Origin of the sequence: Flavobacterium luteolum (genome assembly GCF_027111275.1) — a bacterium.
GTDB lineage: Bacteria > Bacteroidota > Bacteroidia > Flavobacteriales > Flavobacteriaceae > Flavobacterium > Flavobacterium luteolum.
The window spans coordinates 59,046-81,426 of sequence record NZ_CP114286.1 but is presented as its reverse complement, the minus strand read 5'-3'; the positions used below and the strand labels follow the sequence as shown (position 1 = coordinate 81,426).

At 35.5% G+C, this 22,381-nt stretch carries 10 protein-coding genes; all 10 read left to right on the top strand.

Translation table 11 applies throughout. The annotated features are described in order from the left end of the window. The first annotated feature begins 148 nt into the window (after positions 1-148). The 10 genes from OZP10_RS00220 (at position 149) to OZP10_RS00175 (ending at position 22,351) form a co-directional block, all read left to right on the top strand. Positions 149-3,544 (top strand): glycosyl hydrolase, encoded by a 3,396-nt coding sequence (locus OZP10_RS00220; protein ID WP_281632962.1) that lies wholly within the window; start codon positions 149-151, stop codon positions 3,542-3,544. A 158-nt stretch (positions 3,545-3,702) separates the two neighbouring features. After that, the gene (locus tag OZP10_RS00215) at positions 3,703-5,127 is read left to right on the top strand and encodes a sialate O-acetylesterase (protein ID WP_281632961.1); all 1,425 of its coding nucleotides are present in this window, start codon (positions 3,703-3,705) and stop codon (positions 5,125-5,127) included. Positions 5,128-5,309: 182 nt separating this feature from the next. Next, complete coding sequence (locus OZP10_RS00210; protein WP_281632960.1) at positions 5,310-7,637, top strand: DUF5703 domain-containing protein; 2,328 nt, start codon at positions 5,310-5,312, stop codon at positions 7,635-7,637. Between the two features lie 15 nt (positions 7,638-7,652). After that, positions 7,653-10,112, top strand: coding sequence for a T9SS C-terminal target domain-containing protein (locus tag OZP10_RS00205; protein WP_281632959.1), 2,460 nt, complete (start codon positions 7,653-7,655; stop codon positions 10,110-10,112). A gap of 177 nt (positions 10,113-10,289) precedes the next feature. Beyond that, positions 10,290-12,308, top strand: coding sequence for an aceric acid hydrolase (locus OZP10_RS00200; protein ID WP_281632958.1), 2,019 nt, complete (start codon positions 10,290-10,292; stop codon positions 12,306-12,308). Positions 12,309-12,507: 199 nt separating this feature from the next. Continuing rightward, positions 12,508-13,494: a pectinesterase family protein gene (locus OZP10_RS00195; protein WP_281632957.1), complete on the top strand. Its 987-nt coding sequence runs from the start codon at positions 12,508-12,510 to the stop codon at positions 13,492-13,494. A gap of 705 nt (positions 13,495-14,199) precedes the next feature. Next, positions 14,200-17,568, top strand: a complete 3,369-nt coding sequence (locus tag OZP10_RS00190; RefSeq protein ID WP_281632956.1) for a SusC/RagA family TonB-linked outer membrane protein — start codon at positions 14,200-14,202, stop codon at positions 17,566-17,568. A 16-nt stretch (positions 17,569-17,584) separates the two neighbouring features. Beyond that, entirely contained in the window at positions 17,585-19,555 is a 1,971-nt protein-coding gene (locus tag OZP10_RS00185) for a RagB/SusD family nutrient uptake outer membrane protein (RefSeq protein ID WP_281632955.1), read from the top strand. A 104-nt stretch (positions 19,556-19,659) separates the two neighbouring features. Next, the gene (locus tag OZP10_RS00180) at positions 19,660-21,372 is read left to right on the top strand and encodes a polysaccharide lyase (protein ID WP_281632954.1); all 1,713 of its coding nucleotides are present in this window, start codon (positions 19,660-19,662) and stop codon (positions 21,370-21,372) included. Positions 21,373-21,661: 289 nt separating this feature from the next. Then, positions 21,662-22,351, top strand: a complete 690-nt coding sequence (locus OZP10_RS00175) for a DUF3826 domain-containing protein (RefSeq protein WP_281632953.1) — start codon at positions 21,662-21,664, stop codon at positions 22,349-22,351. Positions 22,352-22,381: the final 30 nt, after the last annotated feature.

Genomic DNA, 22,381 nt, shown 5'->3' with positions numbered 1-22,381 from the left:
TTCGTTACCGAGCTACTTGTGGAGATTTGCTTCGCCTGTTCGCTATCGCTCGGGTCTCCTTCGTCGAAATGACAAAAAGATGCGATATATCAAACCCGACAGGTTTCAAAAACCTGTCGGGTTTACAAACGAAATAAAACAAAGAATAATGTTTCAAAAAAAACACGTCTTTTTTATTTTTCTCTTAGCGAGCATCGTCTCTGCACAGGAAGTCCATAAAAAAGAAACCTCTTTTCAGCCAACATTAGAATCCTCAAGACCTTGGGTGTATTGGTATTGGATGAAATCTGCTTATTCTAAAGCAGGAATTACAGCCGATTTAGAAGCTATGAAACAAGCTGGGATTGCAGGTGCTTATTTAATGACCATAAAAGGGCCAGCCAATCCGCCATTAATAGATCCGCCGGTTTTACAGTTGACGCCTGAATTTTGGGATATGATTCATTGGGCATTCAAAGAAGCAGATCGTTTAGGGGTAAAACTAGCTTTTCATGGAGCAGACGGATTTGCCGTTGCTGGTGGGCCTTGGATTACACCAGAAATGTCAATGCAGAAAGTAGTCTGGTCAACGACTGAAATTTTAGGTGGAAAAAAAGTGGTGTCGAAATTGCCAATTCCAACACATTATAAAGACTATTATAAAGACATTGCCATTTTTGCTATTCCGATAAAAGAATATCAAATCACTTCGCAGGTGCAACTCCCAAAAGTGACAACATCCAACAATACAGATGCATCTTTTTTGGCTGATCCTAAAAAAGATGAAAATTTCAAGTTTGCTGATGCAGGTTGGATTCAGTATGAATTTGCACAGCCTTTTAGCTGCAAATCTATTGTAATTGAAACCAAAGGAAGAGATTTTCAGGCACAACGGCTTATTGTAGAAGTGAGCGATGACGGAGTTAATTTTAGGTTCCACGAAAGAATGATCGCACCACGCCACGGTTGGCAGGATATGGATTTCCCGAATACACATACGATTACACCCGTAACAGCAAAATATTTCAGATTTGTGTATGATCCAAAAGGAACAGAACCTGGAGCAGAAGATTTGGATTTTGCGAAATGGAAACAGAATCTGAAAGTGTGTAAAATTACACTTTCGAATCAATCACTGATTAATAATTACGAAGGAAAATCAGGCGTAATCTGGCGTTTGACTCCGCAAACTACTGAAAAAGAAATTCCAAATTCTGATGCATTCAAAAAATCAGAGATTATCAATATTTCTAATTTTGTTGATATTGATGGGAATTTGAATTGGAAAGCACCTAAAGGGAAATGGAAAATTATCCGAATGGGACACACTTCTACAGGACACGAAAATGCAACAGGCGGAGCAGGGAAAGGATTGGAAGTAGATAAATTTAATCCAGAATTGATTCGTTTTCAGTTGGATCACTGGTTTGGAGAAGCCGTTCGCTCTGCTGGTCCTGAACTGGCTTCAAAAGTTCTGGAAATCCTCCATTTTGACAGCTGGGAATGTGGAAGCCAAAACTGGTCTTCGGTTTTTCAGGCTGAATTTAAAAGGAGACGTGGTTATGATATTGTAGAATATCTTCCGGTTATGGCTGGAATTCCAGTAGAAAGTACCGATTTTTCAGAGAAAGTTTTATACGATATTAGAAAAACAATCGCCGATTTAGTTGCCGATAATTTTTATGGTACGATTGCTCAGATTGCTAAAGAATATAATGTTAAGCTGAGTGCAGAAAATGTAGCGCCAGTTGTTACAAGTGACGCATTACTTCATTATAAATATGTCGATTATCCAAGTGGAGAGTTTTGGCTAAAAAGCCCAACGCATGACAAACCTTTTGATATGGTTGATGCTATTTCTGGCGGGCATATTTATGGAAAAGATATTATTCAGGCAGAATCTTTTACGGCTCTGCGAATGGATTGGGACGAACATCCGGGAAATCTAAAAACGACTGCAGATCGCAATTATGCTTTAGGGATCAACCGTTTATTCTACCACGTTTTTGTGCATAATCCGTGGACGGACAGAAAACCCGGAATGACTTTGGATGATATCGGGACTTTTTTTCAGAGAGACCAAACTTGGTGGAAACCCGGAAAAGCATGGTTTGATTATTGCCAAAGAGTGCAGTTTCAGTTGCAAAAAGGAAAACCAGTAATTGATCTGGCAGTTTTTATTGGAGAAGATTTTCCTTCCCGTTCTTTTGTTCCAGATCGTTTAGTGCCGTTTATTCCGAATGTGTTTGGTGCGGCAAGACTTGAAAGCGAGAAAATCCGTTTAGAAAATGAGGGTCAGCCAACGGCAAAAATGCCAAAAGAAGTGACCTATTCTAAAAATATAACCGATTTATCACAATGGATTAATCCGCTAAATGGTTATCAATATGATTCGTTCAATGCCGATGTTTTAATTAATCGTGCGAAAGTAATAAACGGAAAAATTTCGTTTGATGGCGGAATTGAATATGGAGCTTTATTCTTTCCAGGAAGTCATAAAATGGCACCAAATGAGATGCTTTCTTTGGCTTCCGCCGAAAAAATCTTGCAACTGCTAAAAGATGGAGCAACCATTTTTGTGGATGAGAAACCAAACCTTCAGCCAGGAATTCAATCAGAAACCAATCAAAAGAAATGGCAGAATGTAATTGATGAAATTTGGAATAATGCCAATTCATCAACATGGAAAATCGAAAAAGGTACAGTTATCAAATTACCGTATTTAGGAAATGATTTTTCTTCCATCGGAATTACACAAGACGTTTATTTTCCAAATTTAAATAGAGCCGATTCAGAAACATTGGCTTGGGCGCATCGTAAATCGGATACTGAAGATATTTATTTCATTTCCAATCAAAAAGGAGAAAAAAGAACATTCGATGCTTCGTTTAGAATTTTAGGAAAAGTTCCGCAATGGTATAATCCTGTGACAGATCAAATGTCAGATTTAGACAGTTGGATGATTTTAGATGAAAGAACAATTGTTACGATAACATTAGAGGCCAACGAATCTGGTTTTGTGATTTTTAAAGATGAGATAAAAGAACTTATAAATGAAAATTACAAAAAAGTATCGCAATTTGAGAAAGTTCAGACTTTAGATGAGAATTGGAAATTACAATTTGATCCTGAATTTAAAGGACCGAAAGAAATAGTAAAAACAAATAAACTTTTTGACTGGAGTACCTCTGAAAATGATCAGATTAAGTATTATTCGGGAACTGTTATTTACAAAAAAGAGTTCGTTTGGAAAGGAAAAGACATTAATAAAATCTGGTTGGATTTAGGTGAAATCTCAAATATTGCCGAAATCAAAATCAACGGAAAAGATTGCGGAACGCTTTGGACTTTTCCTTTCAAAACAGACATTTCAAAAGCTTTGCAAAAAGGAAAAAATACGATAGAAATAAAAATCACAAACACTTGGGCAAACAGATTAATTGGTGATCAAAAATTGCCAAAAGAAGAGAGATTGACATGGACAACAGCGCCATTTAGATTAGAAGGACAACCGTTGTTAAAAGCAGGGTTATTGGGGCCGGTTATAATTTTACAGGAGAAATAAATGTTAGCCACAGGTTAAAATGATTATTTGGATTGTCACCCTGAGCGAAGTCGAAGGGCGCTTCAATTGGAATCGGGCTTCGACTTCGCTCAGCCTGACATAACTAAAACTAATAATCTTTTTTAATCCTCTAATCTGTGGCAAAAAATAAACAAAAAATGAAAAAATCAATTATTGCGTTATTAACGATTTTAGCAAGTTTTCAAATCAATGCCAAAATCAAATTGCCAGCATTGTTTACTGATAACATGATGTTACAGCAAAAATCCAATGCGCCAATTTGGGGCTGGGCAGAAAAGAACGCCAACATCGTAATCAAAACTTCGTGGGATTCTAAAACCTATAAAGTAAAAGCAGACAATTCTGGAAAATGGAAAACAGAATTAAAAACGGTTTCTTTTGGTGGGCCATACACGATTGAAGTATCGGAAGGAAACGAAAAAGTAACCATCAAAAATGTTTTGTTGGGAGAAGTTTGGCTTTGTTCAGGGCAATCGAATATGGAGATGCCATTGAAAGGGTTTCAAGGACAGCCTGTTAAAAATGGAAATGAAATTATTGTAAGATCAACCAATAAAAACATTCGTTTAATTACGATTCCAAGAGCAACAGTTTTGGAGCCTTTACAAGATTTTGAAGGAAAATGGGAAGAGGTTTCTCCAAAATCGACTTCAAATTTTAGTGCAACAGCTTGGTATTTTGGATCGCTTTTGCAGGAAGTTTTAAATGTTCCGGTTGGTTTGATTCATGTTTCTTACGGCGGTTCAAGCATGGAGGCTTGGATGAATCAGGAAATGCTGAAAGATTTTGCAAGTGCTAAAATTCCGACTACAAAAGAAGAATTGGCAAAAGATCCAAATCGTGTTCCGACAACTTTATTTAACGGAATGCTTTCGCCTGTAATTGGTTACGGAATCAAAGGCTGTATTTGGTATCAAGGCGAGTCGAATTACGAAAGAGCTTCTGAATATACCGCTTTGATGAAGAAAATGGTAAGCAGTTGGAGAACGTTGTGGAATCAAGGAGAATTTCCTTTTTATTTCGCTCAAATCGCACCGTTTAATTATGCTTCTTTTCATCCAAAAGATTATTTAGAAAAATACAATTCAGCTTATCTGAGAGAAGCTCAGTTTAAGGCTTCGAAGGAAATTCCGAATGCAGCAATGGCGGTGTTAATGGATGTCGGAGAAGAAAACAACATTCACCCTATGGATAAGGAAAAAGCAGGAAACCGTTTGGCTTTTCAGGCTTTGGCAAGAACGTATGGAATTGAAGGTTTCGAATTCGAAAGTCCGAAATACAAATCGATGGAAATAAAAGACGGTGCTGTAACGGTTTCTTTTGATGATGTTGCAAATGGAATTACATCTTATGACAAAGAGGTTTTAGGTTTTGAAATAGCAGGAGCAGACAAAGTTTTCTATCCAGCAAAAACTGTGGTAAGAAGAAAATCAGTGGTTCTAACTTCTGACAAAGTAAAGAATCCAGTTGCAGTAAGATATTTATGGAAGGATTTCGCTAAAGCAGAATTGTTTAGTGCAGGAGGTTTGCCGGTTTCTTCATTTAGAACCGATGAGTGGTGATTTATAATGGTTAATTATGAACTGTTAATTGTGAATTGTAAATGATTAATGATGAGTTTAACGACTAGTTTGTCATTTCGACGAAGGAGAAATCTTCGCAAGTAGCTCCGCAATCTTTGTCGATCATACAACGAAGATTTCTCCTTCGTCGAAATGACAAAAAAACTTTAAAAAGAGTAAAATTGAAATACATAAAATACATACTTCTCTTCACGACGCTTTGCCTTAAAGCGCAAATCCCTACGCTTGATAATTATAATCAGGTTTGGACAACGCAGAGCCAGAATTCGTCAGAATCGATGCCTTTGGGTGGCGGTGATATTGGTATGAATGTCTGGGTAGAGAAAGGTGATTTGTATTTCTATTTTTCCCGAAGCGGAACTTTTGACGAACATAATACTTTATTGAAGTTAGGTCGTGTAAAAGTGACTTTAACGCCGAATCCTTTTGAAGGAAAAGATGGTTTTCTTCAGGAATTAAAATTGAAAGATGGTTATGTTTTGGTTGCGCAGAATGATACAAAAATCAAACTTTGGGTAGATGTTTTTAAACCGATAATTCATGTTGATTTAGAAAGTAAAAATCCGTTGAAAATGACAGCTTCGTATGAAAGCTGGCGTTATCAAAACCGCTATCCGAAAGGAAAAGAAAACAACGCTAATTCTTATAAATGGGCGCCTCAGGGGGAAGTTATTACGTATAAAGATTCTATTTCGTTTGAAAATAACGGTATAAAATTTTACCATAGAAATCGAGAAAACACTGTTTTTAATGTGGCGGTGAAACAGCAGAAAATGGAATCGGTAAAGGACCAAATGTTAAACCCGATTGCGAATCTGACTTTTGGTGGATTCATGAAAGGCGATAACTTAAAATCAGATGGAACATATCTTGGGAAATATCAAGATACCGATTTTAAAGGTTTTAAATTAACAAGCATAAAACCATCCAAAAAACATTCGTTAGAAATTTATTTAAATACCAATCAATCTGATTTTTATACATGGGATAATGGATTGAAAAGTTTGATTTCGGCAAACAAAAACACAGCAAAACAAGCAGAAAAAAACACTCAAAAATGGTGGAATACTTTCTGGAATCGCAGTTTTATTTTCACTCAAAAAAATCAATCGACTGCTAAAGATTCAGTGTATCAAATCGGGCAGAATTATCAGTTGTTCCGATACATGCTCGGATGCAATGCGTACGGGAAATATCCAACCAAATTCAATGGCGGACTTTTTACGGTTGATCCTGTTTACACCAATAAAGATCTGAATTTTACGCCCGATTTTAGAAATTGGGGAGGAGGAACTATGACAGCTCAAAACCAGCGATTGGTTTATTTTCCGATGGTAAAAAGTGGCGATTTTGATATGATGAAATCACAATTGGATTATTATTTGAGTTTGCAGAAAAATGCCGAATTAAGGAGCAAAGTTTACTGGAATCACAATGGAGCATCATTCACAGAACAATTAGAAAACTTTGGACTTCCAAATCCAGCTGAGTACGAATGGAAACGTCCCGCAGATTACGATCCGGGAATGGAATATAATGCTTGGCTGGAATATGAATGGGATACTGTTTTAGAATTCTGCCAAATGATGTTGCAGCAAAAGGAATATACAGGAGAAGACATTCAAAAATACAATCAATTTATTATAAGCTGTCTTCGTTTTTTCGATGAACATTATCAATATTTAGCAAAGCAGAGAGGTAGAAAAGCTTTGGACGGAAACGGGAAATTAATTCTTTTTCCAGGTTCTGGTGCAGAAACGTATAAAATGGCGAATAATGCCAATAGTACAATTTCGGCATTGCAGATAATTACAGAAAGTCTTTTAAACCTTTCGGGAAGTCAATTGTCTAAAGAAGACATTGAATATTTAAAAGCATTTCAAACTAGAATTCCGCCTTTGAATTTTGGGCAGATTGAAAATCATAAAGTTTTGCTTCCTGCCAAAACATGGGAAAGGGTTAATAATTCGGAAGTGCCACAATTATATCCTGTTTATCCTTGGGGAATTTATGGTATTGGAAAACTTGATTTGGAAACAGCGTTGAATACTTGGAAATACGATCCTGATGCTTTAAAATTTAGAAGTCATATAGGTTGGAAACAAGATAATATTTTTTCGGCTCGTTTGGGATTAACTGAAGAAGCGATGAAATACAATACACTTAAAATGGCGAATTCAGAAAGACGTTTTCCAGCTTTTTGGGGACCTGGTTTTGATTGGGTTCCAGATCATAATTGGGGCGGGTCAGGAATGATTGGCATGCAGGAAATGCTTTTGCAGGAAGCAGACGGAAAAATCTATCTTTTTCCAGCGTGGCCAAAGGATTGGAACGTTCATTTTAAATTACACGCCAAACAAAATACCACAATTGAAGCCGAACTCATGAATGGAGAATTGAAGGTTTTAAAAGTAATTCCAGAAGAAAGAAAAAAAGACATTATAAATCTGTTAGGAAAATCTGAAGCAGAGAAAACGAAATTAAACTAACTATTGCTAATTAAAATGATAAAGAAATTAATAAGTGCTACAGTTTTGTCCATGCTTTTGACCACAAACGGACAAGCACAATCAGTTCAAAATACTGATAAACAAATTGTAAAAGTTGACTTTGATTTTTTTCAAAGAAGACTAGAAGAAGTTCACGATCCGAGTTATGATTCGTGGGTGATTAATGAAGGAAAAGAAGCTGAAAAATCATTTAATAATATGTCATTTAAGCTAAAAGGAAACTTTACTTCAAAGTGGTATAAAGTTGGAATGAATGCTCCATTTTATAACAAATTAGGAAGTGACGGTTTGGTTACGAATGAAAATTTAGAATTGAAAATCAGCGGATTGAAAGCGGGAAAACATACGCTTTTGACTTTTCATAATGCTTTTGATGTGATTACAGGAAAAACTTTTTCTCCAATCAAAATCTATGTAAACGGAAAACTTCAAGAAACAGTAAATGCAAGTCAGAGAGCCAATGCTAAAATTGATGCTTCAATGGCGTATATTACTTTTAATGCAGAGAAAGGAAAAGATGTAATTGTTCGTTTTGAAATTGATCCAACTTCAAACCCTGATATTGTAAAACAGATTGTAATTAACGGTTTTGAAATTGATACGCCAAATTTAATGAATCAGGCTAGAACTCCTGAACCAAAAAATAGAGACGAACATGTTGAAGTGGGTAAAACTTTTACTCTAAAATGGGACGCTGTAAAAAATGTGGCATCGCATAAAATATATTTCGGTGAAGATAAAAATGCGGTTGAAAATGCAACAGAATCTTCAAAAGAATTTAAAGGAAAACTGACTGAGAAATCGTATACGGTTTCTGATTTATATTCGGGAACAACTTATTATTGGAGAGTCGATGAAGTGGATAATAATGGCGAAGTTACATTAGGAAATGTATGGTCGTTTAAACCTGCTCAATTGGCTTTTCCAGGTGCAGAAGGTTACGGACGTTATGCAGTTGGAGGACGTGGCGGAAAAGTGATTGAAGTAACCAATTTAAATGACGATGGTCCGGGAAGTTTACGCGATGCAATCAATCAGGAAATTGGTCCAAGAACGATCGTTTTTAATGTTTCGGGAAATATAAAACTGGCTTCGAGATTAGTAGCAAATCAGCCTTGTATCACCATTGCGGGACAAACGGCTCCGGGTGAAGGAATCACAATCAGTAGAGCTCCGATTGGGTTGACAGGAAATGATGGTGTAATTCGATTCTTAAAAGTGAGAATTGGAGGCGGAACTACTTTTGACGGAATGGGATTAACAGGTGCTGATTATAGTATTATTGATCACTGTTCGATTAGCTGGACTATTGACGAATCGTTTAGCTCACGTGGTGCGCATCATATCACTTTACAAAGAACTTTAATTTCTGAAGCGTTAAACATTGCGGGACATGATAAATATCCTGCAGGAAAAATGCACGGTTTTGCGGCAACAATTGGTGGAGATATTGGTAGTTTTCATCACAATTTATTGGCGCACAACCAAGGTCGTAACTGGAGTATCGGAGGCGGTTTAAACGGTGATGGTTATTACACAGGAAGATTGGATATCACCAACAATGTGGTTTACAACTGGGGTGGAAGAACAACTGACGGCGGTGCAAACGAAGTAAATTTTGTAAACAATTTTTATAAACCAGGTGCTTCAACTACCATATTTGTAGCTTTAAATGCACAACATGAGGGTGTTGGAAAAGGAATGCAACGTTATTATTTTAACGGAAATATAATGCCGGGTTACTTTGATGAGAAATCTCAGGATAAAGGTAGAAAATCTACTATAAGCCATAATGAGAAAGTAGATTATGAAACTTTTGTAGACAAACCATTTTTTCCTTCTTATGTAGAAACGCAATCAGCGAAAGCGGCGTATAAAAATGTGCTTTCAGATGTTGGTGCCAATCAGCCGTTTTTTGATAAACATGATAATAGAATTGTAGACGAAACTTTAAAAGGAACTTTCACTTACAAAGGCAGTAAAAGCGGTTTAGGCGGTATGATCGATAACGAACAGGATGCAGGTGGATGGCCAAATTTTGTATCAGAAACTCGTCCGACAGATTGGGATACAGATCATGACGGTTTGCCAAACTGGTGGGAAAAAGCTTTTGGCTTAAACGAAAATTCGAAAGCTGGAGATTTCTCAGATGCCAATCAAGATACGGACAAAGACGGATTTACTCAATTGGATAATTATTTAGACTGGCTGGCGCAGCCTCATTATTTTGTGAATTCGGGAGATAAAAAGACTTTAAGTGCTCCAGATTATTTTAAAGGCTATGAAAACAAACCAGTGTATACTTTCTCCGATCTTAAGAATGGAAAAGTGGTTTTAAAAGGAAAGGAAATTCAGTTTACAGGTGTTGAAAAAGGATTTGCTTCTTTCGTGCTAACAGTAAAAGATGCAGACGGAGATTCAATGAGCAGAACCATTAATTTCTTTATTAAATAAAAAAAATGGGTTTGCCACGAATTACACTAATTTCCACGAATTAGTTTTTTGCCACAGATTAAAAGGATTAGCACAGATTATTTAGTATAAAATCAATTTAATCCTTTTAATCTGTGGCAGAAAAAAGAAAAAAAGTGCAATTAGTGTAATTCGTGGCAAACAAAAAATAAATTCAAAATGAAAAAGAACATCATCATATCCTCTTTATTTCTTTCGACCGTAATCTTTGCACAAAACAAAGGTTTGGTTGCAAATTCAGAAAGTCCGTATTCAAAATTGCAAAGCGTAGGCTTGCAAGACGTAAAATGGACAAACGGTTTTTGGAAAGAACAATTTGATGTAGAAACCAAAAATACGTTGCCGTATATGTGGGATTTGTATCATAACGATGAGATTTCGCATGCTTACAAAAACTTCGAAATTGCAGCAGGTTTAAGCAAAGGAACTTTTAAAGGGCCTTCGTTTCATGATGGTGATTTCTACAAAATTTTTGAAGGAATGGCGGCAACGTATGCCGTAACAAAAGATAAAAAACTAGATGCCGAAATGGATAAGGCTATTGCGCTTTTCGCGAAAGTACAGCGCAAAGACGGTTATATTCATACGCCGGTTTTAATTGATGAACGCTGGGGAACTTTAGGCCCAGAAGAAGTGAAAAAACAATTGGGTTTTGAGAAATACAATATGGGACATTTAATGACTGCAGCTTGTATTCATTATCGTGCCACAGGAAAAACAAATTTCCTGAATATCGCAAAAGGTGTTGCTGATTTCTTGTATGATTTCTATAAAAAAGCTTCACCAGAATTGGCTCGAAATGCCATTTGTCCGTCTCATTATATGGGAATTGTCGAAATGTATAGAACGACCAAAAATCCGAAATACTTAGAATTGGCTAATAATCTAATTGATATTAGAGGAACTACAAACGACGGAACCGATGATAATCAGGATAGAGTTCCGTTTAGACAGCAAACAACTGCAATGGGGCACGCTGTAAGAGCAAATTACCTTTATGCTGGAGTTGCCGATTTATATGCCGAAACAGGTGAAAAAAAATTGTTAGACAATTTAGAATCCATTTGGGATGATGTAACGTATCGTAAAATGTACATTACGGGAGGTTGTGGTTCTTTATACGATGGAGTTTCGCCAGACGGAACTTCTTATGATCCAACTGTAGTACAGAAAATTCACCAAGCCTACGGAAGACCTTTTCAATTGCCAAATGCAACGGCTCATACCGAAACCTGTGCTAATATTGGAAATGTGTTATGGAACTGGAGAATGCTTCAAATTACGGGAGATGCTAAATATGCTGACATCGTTGAATTAGCATTGTACAACAGTGTGCTTTCGGGAATGGATCTAGATGGGGAAAAATTCTTGTATAACAATCCGCTGAATGTTTCTAATGATTTACCGTTTCACCAGAGATGGGGAAATGAACGTGAAGGTTATATCGCATTATCCAACTGTTGTGCACCAAACGTAACGAGAACAATTGCCGAAGTTGGAAATTACGCTTACAATATTTCGAAAGAAGGTTTGTATGTCAATTTATACGGAAGTAATCAGTTGAAAACAAAATCTTTGAATGGTGAAGAAATCGAGATCGAACAACAGACCAATTATCCTTGGGACGGAAAAATAACGTTGAAAATTGTAAAAGCTCCAAAAGATTTACAAAATTTCTTTTTAAGAATTCCGGGCTGGAGTCAGAATGCTGAAGTTTCTGTTAATAATTCGAAAATTACAGATAAGATCGATGCTGGAACCTATTTGAAATTAAACCAAAAATGGAAAAAAGGAGATGTGATTGAATTGAATCTTCCAATGCCAGTTGAGTTAATGGAAGCGAATCCGTTGGTTGAAGAAGTAAAAAATCAGATAGCTGTAAAAAGAGGGCCATTAGTTTACTGTTTAGAATCAGATCAGCTTCCTGCGAAAATAAGTGTAAATGATGTGGCTTTAAATTTGAAATCGAAATTTACAACAAACAATTTCATATTGAATAATAGAAATTTAGTTAGTATTGATGCTGAAGCTAATATAAATTCTAACAATTCATGGAATAAATCTTTATACAAACCGCTTTCTTCTAAAAATGAGGATACTGTACAAGTAAAATTGATTCCGTATTTTGCATGGGGAAATAAAGGAAAAGGCGAAATGACGGTTTGGATGTCGCACTAAATTTTGGACGCGGATGAAACGGATTGCCCTTGGCAAAACGCGGATTAAAACGGATTTTAATAACCACACAGTTTGTCATTTCGACGAAGGAGAAATCTTCGCAAGTAGCTCCACAAAGTGAATCACCAATTTTTGGCGAGCTTCTCGAGAAGATTTCTCCTTCGTCGAAATGACAAAAAACGAAATAAATAAAAAACATATGAAATACATTCTAACCTTATTTTTAATTACAACACTTTCTTTATCAGCTCAAACGGTCGATAACAAATTAGCATTAACCGTTGCTCAAGATGGTTCTGGTGATTTTAAAACCATTCAGGAAGCGGTAAATAATGTCAAAGACAATTCAGAAATACGAGTTGTAATAACAATAAAGCCAGGGAAGTATGTTGAGAAATTGGAAATTCCGATTTCAAAATCCTTTATCACTTTAAAAGGAATTGATAGAAACAAAACCATAATTTCATTTGATGATTATTCTGGGAAACCGCTTCGCGAACCAGATCCATCGGGTAAAAAAGAATTCGGAACTTCAACTTCTTATTCTTTTTTAATTAAAGGAAATGATTGCAGACTAGAAGACCTTACTGTCGAAAACACAGCTGGAAGAGTAGGGCAGGCAGTGGCGCTTCACATAAAGAGTGATAGAGTTGTGGTGAAAAACTGTAATCTTTTAGGAAATCAGGATACGCTTTATCTATCTGAAGGAAATACACGAACCTACTTTGATAACTGTTTCATCAACGGTACAACCGATTTTATATTCGGAGCTGCAACGGCTTATTTTTATAAATGTACAATTGAAAGTTTAATCAATTCATATATCACAGCAGCTTCAACTCCGCAAGGGCAAGCTTATGGTTTTGTTTTTGCTGATTGTAAGCTTATTGCAAATGACAAATCAGTAGACAAAGTATTTTTAGGAAGACCTTGGAGACCTTACGCACAAACTGTTTTCATTAATACTGATATTGGTTCGCATATTATTCCAGAAGGATGGAATGCGTGGATCGATACTCGTTTTCCTGATAAAGATAAAACAGCTTATTATGCAGAATTTGGAAGTAAAGGTTCGAGTGCAAAAAATATTTCTCAGCGAGTATCATGGTCACATCAATTGAAAAAAGAAGATCTTAAAAAATACAATCGAGATTTAGTTTTAAACGGATGGGATCCGAATAAATAGCGCTTTAATTTTACCCAAAATACGGAATCTTAAACAGAACAAAATTTTAATTTAACAAAAACCCGCTGACATCAATGTTTAGTGGGTTTTTTGCTTTTTTGAGGTTAGCAAAAAATGGATAAATTATCCTTTAAATTTCGTTGGTCAGAATTTACTTTTAAAAAATATTTTTTTTAGTAAAAATTATTAAAACTTTTTTTATGCTATCTTGTAACTATCCTGCTTATTTTTTTGTAGGTTTTTTATCGTAAAATAAATATGCTTTTGGTATTTATCTCTATCGTTTTCGTTGAAAAAGCGTTTTTTATAAGCTCTTATTTATCAGGCATCAATGTGATAATTTTGAAGAATAAATACTATAAGTCTATTTTTGATATAAATCTTATTGTTTTTTAATTAAAATGAGTTTGTAAATTTTCTTTTAAGCAAACATTTGTCTTAAATATTTAGGTTCGTTTATTTTTTCCATTCGTTTTTTATTAATATTGTTTTTTTAGTCATATTTTTTTTGACATTCTGCCATTAAAACAGGATAGAGCAGGACGGTTGTAATCTATCATCGTCATATTTTTGGAATATTAAAATAAATGTGTTTTTAACATTTAATAATCTTTATTAAGATTTCTTTAAGTAAAGTTTTATTATAATTAAGACATGTTTAAAACATGACTAACTAACATTAATAACCTAACCAAAAAAACATTTATGAAACAAGCACTTATAAAAAGATGTAGTTTTCTTTTGTTTACACTGATGAGTGTATTGAGTTATGCTCAAAGTAATCAAGTTACAGTAACAGGAGCTGTTACCGATAATTTATCTGGTCTTCTTCCTGGAGTAAACGTAACTGAGAAATCTACAAAGAATACAGTTACAACAGATTTTAATGGTAAGTATCAAATTAAAGTAAAACCTGGCGCTACTTTGGTGTTTTCATTTATAGGAATGAAAAAATTAGAAATTGCGATTAATGGGCGTACTGTAGTAGATGCTAAATTAGCTGAAGATTCAAACGAACTTCAAAATATAGTTGTTGTAGGTTACGGTACTCAGAAAAAAGAAAAACTTACTGGGGCAATTGCAACGATTAATGCTGCAGATGTTCAAGATTTACCAGTTTCTAACTTATCTGATGCTTTGAAAGGATTAGTTCCTGGATTAGCTGTTATAGATGGAGGAGGACGTCCAGGTGATGCTGCTTCTTTACAGATTCGTCAAACTTTCAGCTTTTCTAAAGATGGAGGATTCAATACACCATTAATTGTTATTGATGATATGGTGCAGGTAGATCCTGTATCGGGTTTCCCTACCTTAGATGCTTTTAACCGTTTAGATCCTTCTGAGATAGAAAGTATTACCGTATTAAAAGATGCTTCGGCAGCTATTTATGGTTCTCGTGCTTCTCAAGGTGCAATCGTTGTAAAAACTAAAAGAGGTAAAGCTGGTGTTACTAAGTTTTCATACTATAGCCAGTTTGCAGTAAATGATGCTGTGAGCCATAGTAAAACTATGAGCGCTTATGAGTACGGACTTTGGTCAAATAGATTTCTATCAGTTAAAAATTTAAGCAACAATGGAGTAGGTTATTTTTCTGATGCTGAATTGGAGCAAATGAAAGGCTTAAATTATGATTGGTTAAAAGAGGCTTGGAAACCTGCAACTCAAGATAAACATACTTTGACTGTTACTGGAGGTAATGAAAAAATGACCTATTTTGCTGGTCTTAACTATTTTACTCAAGGAGCAAACTTAGGTAAGCAGGATTATCAAAAATGGAATTTCAGAACTGGTATTAATGCGAAAATTTCTAATTCATTAGATTTTTCTGCAGCAATTGCTACCAATTCTGGAGATATAGAAAAATCATTTACAAAAGCTTCGGCTAATATTAATGATAGCAGTTACGGAAGTATTGCTGGTGGAGGAGAGCAAGCAGATTACGGTTATTTGCTACATATGCCAAAATATATTCCTTGGGAAACTGTAGTGGACGGAAAAGATTACTATATGTCTCCTTTTCCTAAAACTACTAGAAACTTAGGAAGTGCAAATGCAAATACAACAATTGCAGGATGGAACTATTTTGCAACTTTAAACAATGGTTCTAAACAAGTTTCGGATGATTTCTCATACAACGTGAACATGTCTTTGAACTATAAAGTTCCTTTTGTAAAAGGACTATCTCTTAAAGGTACTTTTGCAAGAACAGAAAGCACTGGATATACAGAACAAGTTCAGTTGCCATTTGATTTAGCTAGAATTAAAAATTACGAACTTCAAGATCGTCACTTAGCTAGTGCAGCTGTTCCAACAACTGCTTCTACAGGAAATTATCAAATTGATACTAACGTTCGTAACTCTCGTGTGTACTATAACACTTCTCTTAGCAGAAATAATCAAACTAACTTTTTTGCAAATTATGCTAGAGTATTTGGTAATCATGATGTTAGTGGTATGGTTGGTATGGAGCGTACAGAGGCTGAATACAGAACAACACGTTTAGCGTATGAAGGTACAGGAAAAGATTATGCTGGAACTTATCAGACAGCTGGAACAATTTCTCCAAACTCAATTAATACAAAAGGAGAATCAGGAACACTTTCTTATTTAGGTAGATTCAATTATAGCTATAAGTCTAGATATTTGTTAGAATTTCTTTTCCGTAGTGATGCTTCAACAAAATTTGCTCCTGAAAACTACTGGGGATTCTTCCCTTCTGTTCAGGCTGGATGGATTATGTCTAAAGAAGATTGGTTTACTAAAGCATTGCCAGGCATAGATTTTCTTAAACTTCGTTATTCTATTGGTAAAACTGGTAAAGATAACGTACAGGCTTGGAGATGGATGCAGTACTATGATGTTATAGTTGATAAAGGTTCTGTGTTTGGAACTGGTGCTACTGGTGGATCTTTAGGAGGTGGTGTTACTCCAAAAGTTAATCCAAACAGAAATGTCGGTTGGGATACAACAATCAAAAATAACATTGGACTTGATGTTAATGTATTGAAAAATAGATTACAAATTAATACTGACTTTTATTATGACAGAACAACAGATATGTTAACCAACATGGCAGGTGCTGTTGGGGTGCCAATTTCAGTTGGTGGTGGTTTTGCTGAACAAAATTATGCTGCTGTTGATGCTTGGGGACTTGAGGTGAGTTTGAACTGGAGTGATAAAATCAAAGATGATTTTAGTTATAATGTTGGAGTAAACTTTGGATACTCAGATAATAAAGTAAAAAAATATCCAGACCAAGCTTTACAACATCCATCATTTAATGTAACGCAAACAGGGTCTTCTTCTTTCTTCCCATACTGGGGATTCAAAACTTGGGGCGGAACATCTACAGGAGACGGAATTTTACGTACAGATGAAGATATTGCAAACTACTGGGCTTATCTATCAGAAAGAGCGGCTGCGGCTGGAACAACACCAAGCTTCAATAAAATTACAACTATGGCTGGAATGGTTAAAGGTATGTTAGCTTATGAAGATGTTGGTGGAGCATTTGATCCTGCAACTGGTAAACAAGCAGGACCTGATGGAAGAATCGATAAAAATTTAGATTATCAGAAATTAGTAAATGCAAATAGAACTTATGGTTTTACTACTAATTTAGGTATGAAATATAAAGGATTTTACGCTAGAACTCAAATTTCTACATCTTGGGGTGGATTCCGTGAACTTGATGTAGTAAAACAAGGAACTGCAACAGCACACAACATGTGGGCTCACGAAAGCTATTGGACAGATATGTACGGTCCTGATAATGTAAATGGTAAATATCCTAACTTGGCATTATATGATGATGAGTTGGTTGGTGCTCCTTCAAACTTCTGGCAATTAAATAATTTCCGTTGTTTTGTTCGTAACTTAACTGTAGGTTATGGTTTACCAAAAGACGTTTTAAATAAATTAAATATCAGCAGTTTAGCAATTGGTGTAACTGGAAATAATCTTTGGGATTTCTACAATCCATATCCTAATCATTATCGCAATATGTATGATTCATCGTATGATACTTATCCAACTTTGAGAACTTGGTCTGTTAACTTAAGTGTATCATTCTAATAAAAAATAAGTAATTATGAAACTAAGAATAAACTCAATATTAACTCTTGTAGTATTACTTATAGTTAGTGCTTCATGTAGTGACAATTTTCTTGAGGACAAGAAAAATTTTGGACAAATTGATGATTCATTTTATCAAAGTCAAGAGCGTACAAATTGGTATATAAACAATTTATATTACGACTTTTTCTATGCGTATAAATCTCCGCAGGCAACTTTTGTTGGTCAATACACAGATGCATACTCTAGATTAACTGAAGAAATAGGAGGGATTACAGACCTTGTAAATCCAACCAAGACATTAATAAATTCTGATGATGCTACAAATTATTTTGGAACCAAATTAGAAGATAAAATTAAAAACGAGCCTTACAATCGTATTAGAGACTGTAATAGTTTCTTAGAAGATGTTGATGTAAAAGGATCTACTTTAGATAAAACATTTCGTGATCGTGCAAAAGGTCAGGTATATTATTTAAGAGCAATTCAGTATTTTGATTTAATGCGTATGTATGGTGGTGTACCTCTTGTTACTTCAACACAAGGAGCATCTTCTACAGATGAAGCAATAAAATTACCAAGAGCTTCTGTTACTGAAGTAGTAAAACAAATTGTAGCAGATTTAGATATGGCAGCTTCATTATTGCCGGGTAACTGGCCAGATGCAGGTGCAGATTATGGACGTTTTACAAAAGGAGCTGCTTTAGCACAAAAAGCAAGAGTATTGTTAACATACGCTAGCCCATTGTTTAATAAAAACTGGGATGGTTCTACAGAAAGATGGGAGGCTGCATTACAAGCTGGTTTAGCTGCAGAAGCTCAATTGACTGCTGATGGTTATGGTTTATATGGAACCAATGCTAAACAATGGAATGATATGTTTACATTGGAAGGATTTAATAAAGAAGCAATTGTAGTGCAATTATTAGGAAACGGAGCAACACTTTCTGTTAGTAATAACAATTCATGGGAAAAAGCGATGCGTTTAGTTAGCCAAGGTGGTACTGGAGCATTTGAAGCACCAAAAGAAATGATTGACTTGTTTCCAATGTCTGATGGAAAAAGACCAACAGCTGCAAATGGGTACGATCCGTTCTTATTCTTTAAAAAACGTGATCCTAGATTTTACAGAACATTTGCTTTCTCTGGAATGAAATGGGGATATGCAGAAAATGCAAATAGTGTAGCTTGGTCTTACCGTTGGTTAGATTCTGCAGATAAAGATAAACCATATTTTAGTGATAACAATCAAGAAAATAGCCCTGCTTACGTAAGAAAAATGTCGAATGTTACGGCATCAAATGCTACTAATTTCCAATATTCTGTAACTAATATTATCGAGTATCGTTATGCGGAGTTATTATTGAATATTGCTGAATGTTATGCTGCAAAAGGCGACATTGGTAATGCAGTGAATTACATTGGAAAAGTTAGAGCTCGTGTAGGAATTCCAGCTGCTGATAACTACGGAATTGGTATTTTAGCTGATAAATATGCTGCGATTGCGGCTTGTTTATATGAGCGTAGAGTGGAATTAGCTTACGAAGGAAAGCGTTTCTGGGATGTACAACGTTGGATGCTTTATAGCGACGAAGCTCTTCCAGGAATTAACGGAGGTACAGTTTCTAAATTAGGTTTGACGCCAATTAATGGTACACAACGTACAGGTTATTATTTACAGTATAATAAAACAGCTAGTAAAACAGATCCGTTGACTAGTGCACGTGCATCAATTAGTGTAGATCCAGATGCAGCGAATTTTAGTACTCAAATTGATGCTTTAGCAACTTTTTATACTACTAATTTCACATTCACAAATTTATTGACTCCTTTGGATAACGTAAATAATGCTGCTGCTCAAATTAAGTTTAACCCAAATTATTACATAATGGGATTACAAACTAGTATTCTAACTCAGAATACTTGGTTACAGCAAACAGTTGGATGGAACGGCGGAACTGCAGGAACATTCAACTACCAAGAATAAATTTAACTATTAAGAAACAGAAAATTATATAAAGCTTTTCACCTGTATTCGTCAAAAGATACAGGTGATTTGTTTAAAAAGAATTACCACAACTAGAAATTAACATGAAAAATTCCGCATTATTTATCGCATCATCTCTGCTTTTTTTAGGAAGTGCAAAATGTTTTGCTCAATATCCGAAGATTAGTCCAGAAGTTCAGGCTCAGGAAAAAGCGATCAAAGAAGAAGCTCAAAGACTTTCTGATGAAGCATGGACAAAAGCTTTAGTAGTTATTGAAGAAGAAGCAAAACATGGAAAACCTTATATTCCGTGGGCTGCAAGACCTACTGATTTACCTCAGGCAGAAATTCCAGCTTTTCCAGGTGCTGAAGGTGGTGGAATGTACACATTCGGAGGACGTGGCGGAAAAGTTTACACGGTAACAAGTCTAGAAGACCGTGGACCTGGAACTTTACGTGAAGCCTGTGAACAAGGAGGAGCGAGAATAATAGTGTTTAATGTTGCTGGAATTATCAGATTAAAAAGTCCGTTGATTATTCGTGCGCCTTACATTACAATTGCAGGTCAGACTGCTCCTGGTGATGGTGTTTGTATTGCTGGAGAATCAACTTGGATTGATACGCATGACGTAATTATCAGACACGTGCGTTTCCGTCGTGGAGAAACTTTCGTAGGACGTCGTGACGATGCTATTGGAGGAAATCCTGTTGGAAATATTATGATCGATCACGTTTCTGCAACTTGGGGATTAGACGAAAATATGTCAATTTACAGACACATGTACAATCCAGGGCCAGGTTACCCAGATATCAAAGTTGGAACGGTAAATATTACAATCCAAAACAGTTTATTCGGAGAAGCTCTTGATACTTACAATCACGCTTTCGGAAGTACTTTAGGAGGAGAAAACTGTTCTTTCATGAGAAATATGTGGGCAAACAATGCAGGAAGAAACCCTTCTATTGGTTGGAACGGAATTTTCAACTTCGTTAATAACGTAGTTTTCAACTGGTACAACAGATCTACAGATGGCGGAGATTATACTGCTAATTACAATATCATCAACAACTTCTATAAACCAGGTCCAGTAACCGATTTAACACAGCCAATCAGCTACAGAATTTTAAAACCAGAATCAGGAAGAAGCAAATTGCCTTACATGGTTTTTGGTAGAGCTTATGTAAACGGAAACGTTGTTAATGGAAACGAAAAAGTGACTAAAGACAACTGGGATGGTGGAATTCAGTTAGAGAATAAAAAAGGGGAATTAATGACGTATGATGAAGCAAAAGAATACTTCTCTAAAATGAAAGTAGATAAAGCTTTCCCGATGCCTTGGTTCAACAAATTCATGACTGCTGAAGAGTCTTATGAATTCGTTCTTAAAAATGTTGGAGCTACTTTGCCAATTAGAGATAAAGTGGATGAAAGAATCGTAAGAACAGTAAAAACGGGAGTTCCTGAGTATGCTAAAGGATTAGAGAAAAAGACTTTCTACCAATTCGAACACAGACGTTTGCCTATGGATTCTTATAAAAAAGGAATTATTACAGATGTTTCTCAAGTTGGAGGATATCCAGAATACAAAGGAAAACCTTATGTAGATACAGACAAAGACGGAATGCCAGATGCATGGGAGAAAAAATACGGTTTAAACCCGAACGATCCATCTGATGCACAAGGAGATTTAAACGGAGACGGATATTCTAATATTGAGGATTACATCAATGGTGTAAATCCTGCGATAAAAGTAGACTGGAAAGATTTAGCTAATAACAAAGAAACATTAGTTAGACCTTTATTAGATTTAAAATAAGGAACAATTTTTGAAAACATTCTTGTTTCAGAGTAAACAAGAATGTTTTTGAAAAGAGCCTGAAAGGCTCAAAGCAACAACAAAGGACAAGGTCCTTTGACAATAGAATGGAAGCGAAAAAGCCCTGAAAGGGCGAAAGCAATTAATGAAATATAGGCGCAAAGGCTTGTGCCCTTTCTGGGTTTTGCTATATGATTTGTTTGTAATTCATAGGATTTTATCCTACGGTGTTGCTTAAAGGCCGTTGGCCTTATGATTGAGTTAAAAAATAACTAGAAAAAGAAAGACAATGGCACTAAATAAAATAAATGCTGGGTTATTATCGCTTGTTTTTGCATTTTCAACTTTAAATGCGCAACAGCATTTAGATCCTGAATATGTAAAAGTTACCAACGAAAGAGCTGTAAAAATCGTTACCAAATTAGATTTGAAAAACGAAGCAAAAGAAAAAGCAGTTTCAAATATTATCGCACAGCAATTCAGAGATTTAACTGAAATCCAAGATGGAAGAGATGCTGAAATCAAAAAAGTAAAAGAAGATACTTCTTTGGCTAAAGAAAAGCAAAACGAAAAAATTGATAAACTGAAAGCAAAGGCAGACGAATCAATTGCAAAACTGCATAAATCTTATATCAAAAAATTAGGCAAAGAATTGTCTGAAGATAAAATCACTGAAGTGAAAGACGGAATGACTTATGGTGTGCTTCCAATTACGGTTGCAGGTTACAACGATATGCTTCCGAATTTGACAGCAGAACAAAAAGACTATATCTACAAAGCTTTAGTTGAAGCTAGAGAACATGCAATGGACGCAGGTTCTTCTAAAGAAAAACATGGCTGGTTTGGTAAATACAAAGGAAGAATCAACAACTATTTATCAAAACAAGGTTACGATTTAAACAAAGAAAGTGCCGACTGGCATAAACGTATCGAAGAAAGAGAGAAGAGTAAAACAAAAGATTCTACGGCAAAAGAATAATCTCTTAAAAACTAAGTGCTATTAACTAGA

Excerpts from the sequence above, each read along its gene's own strand:
- OZP10_RS00220 (WP_281632962.1), top strand. The coding sequence starts at position 149 with ATGTTTCAAAAAAAACACGTCTTTTTTATTTTTCTCTTAGCGAGCATC.
- OZP10_RS00215 (WP_281632961.1), top strand. The coding sequence starts at position 3,703 with ATGAAAAAATCAATTATTGCGTTATTAACGATTTTAGCAAGTTTTCAA.
- OZP10_RS00205 (WP_281632959.1), top strand. The coding sequence starts at position 7,653 with ATGATAAAGAAATTAATAAGTGCTACAGTTTTGTCCATGCTTTTGACC.
- OZP10_RS00200 (WP_281632958.1), top strand. The coding sequence starts at position 10,290 with ATGAAAAAGAACATCATCATATCCTCTTTATTTCTTTCGACCGTAATC.
- OZP10_RS00195 (WP_281632957.1), top strand. The coding sequence starts at position 12,508 with ATGAAATACATTCTAACCTTATTTTTAATTACAACACTTTCTTTATCA.
- OZP10_RS00190 (WP_281632956.1), top strand. The coding sequence starts at position 14,200 with ATGAAACAAGCACTTATAAAAAGATGTAGTTTTCTTTTGTTTACACTG.
- OZP10_RS00185 (WP_281632955.1), top strand. The coding sequence starts at position 17,585 with ATGAAACTAAGAATAAACTCAATATTAACTCTTGTAGTATTACTTATA.
- OZP10_RS00180 (WP_281632954.1), top strand. The coding sequence starts at position 19,660 with ATGAAAAATTCCGCATTATTTATCGCATCATCTCTGCTTTTTTTAGGA.
- OZP10_RS00175 (WP_281632953.1), top strand. The coding sequence starts at position 21,662 with ATGGCACTAAATAAAATAAATGCTGGGTTATTATCGCTTGTTTTTGCA.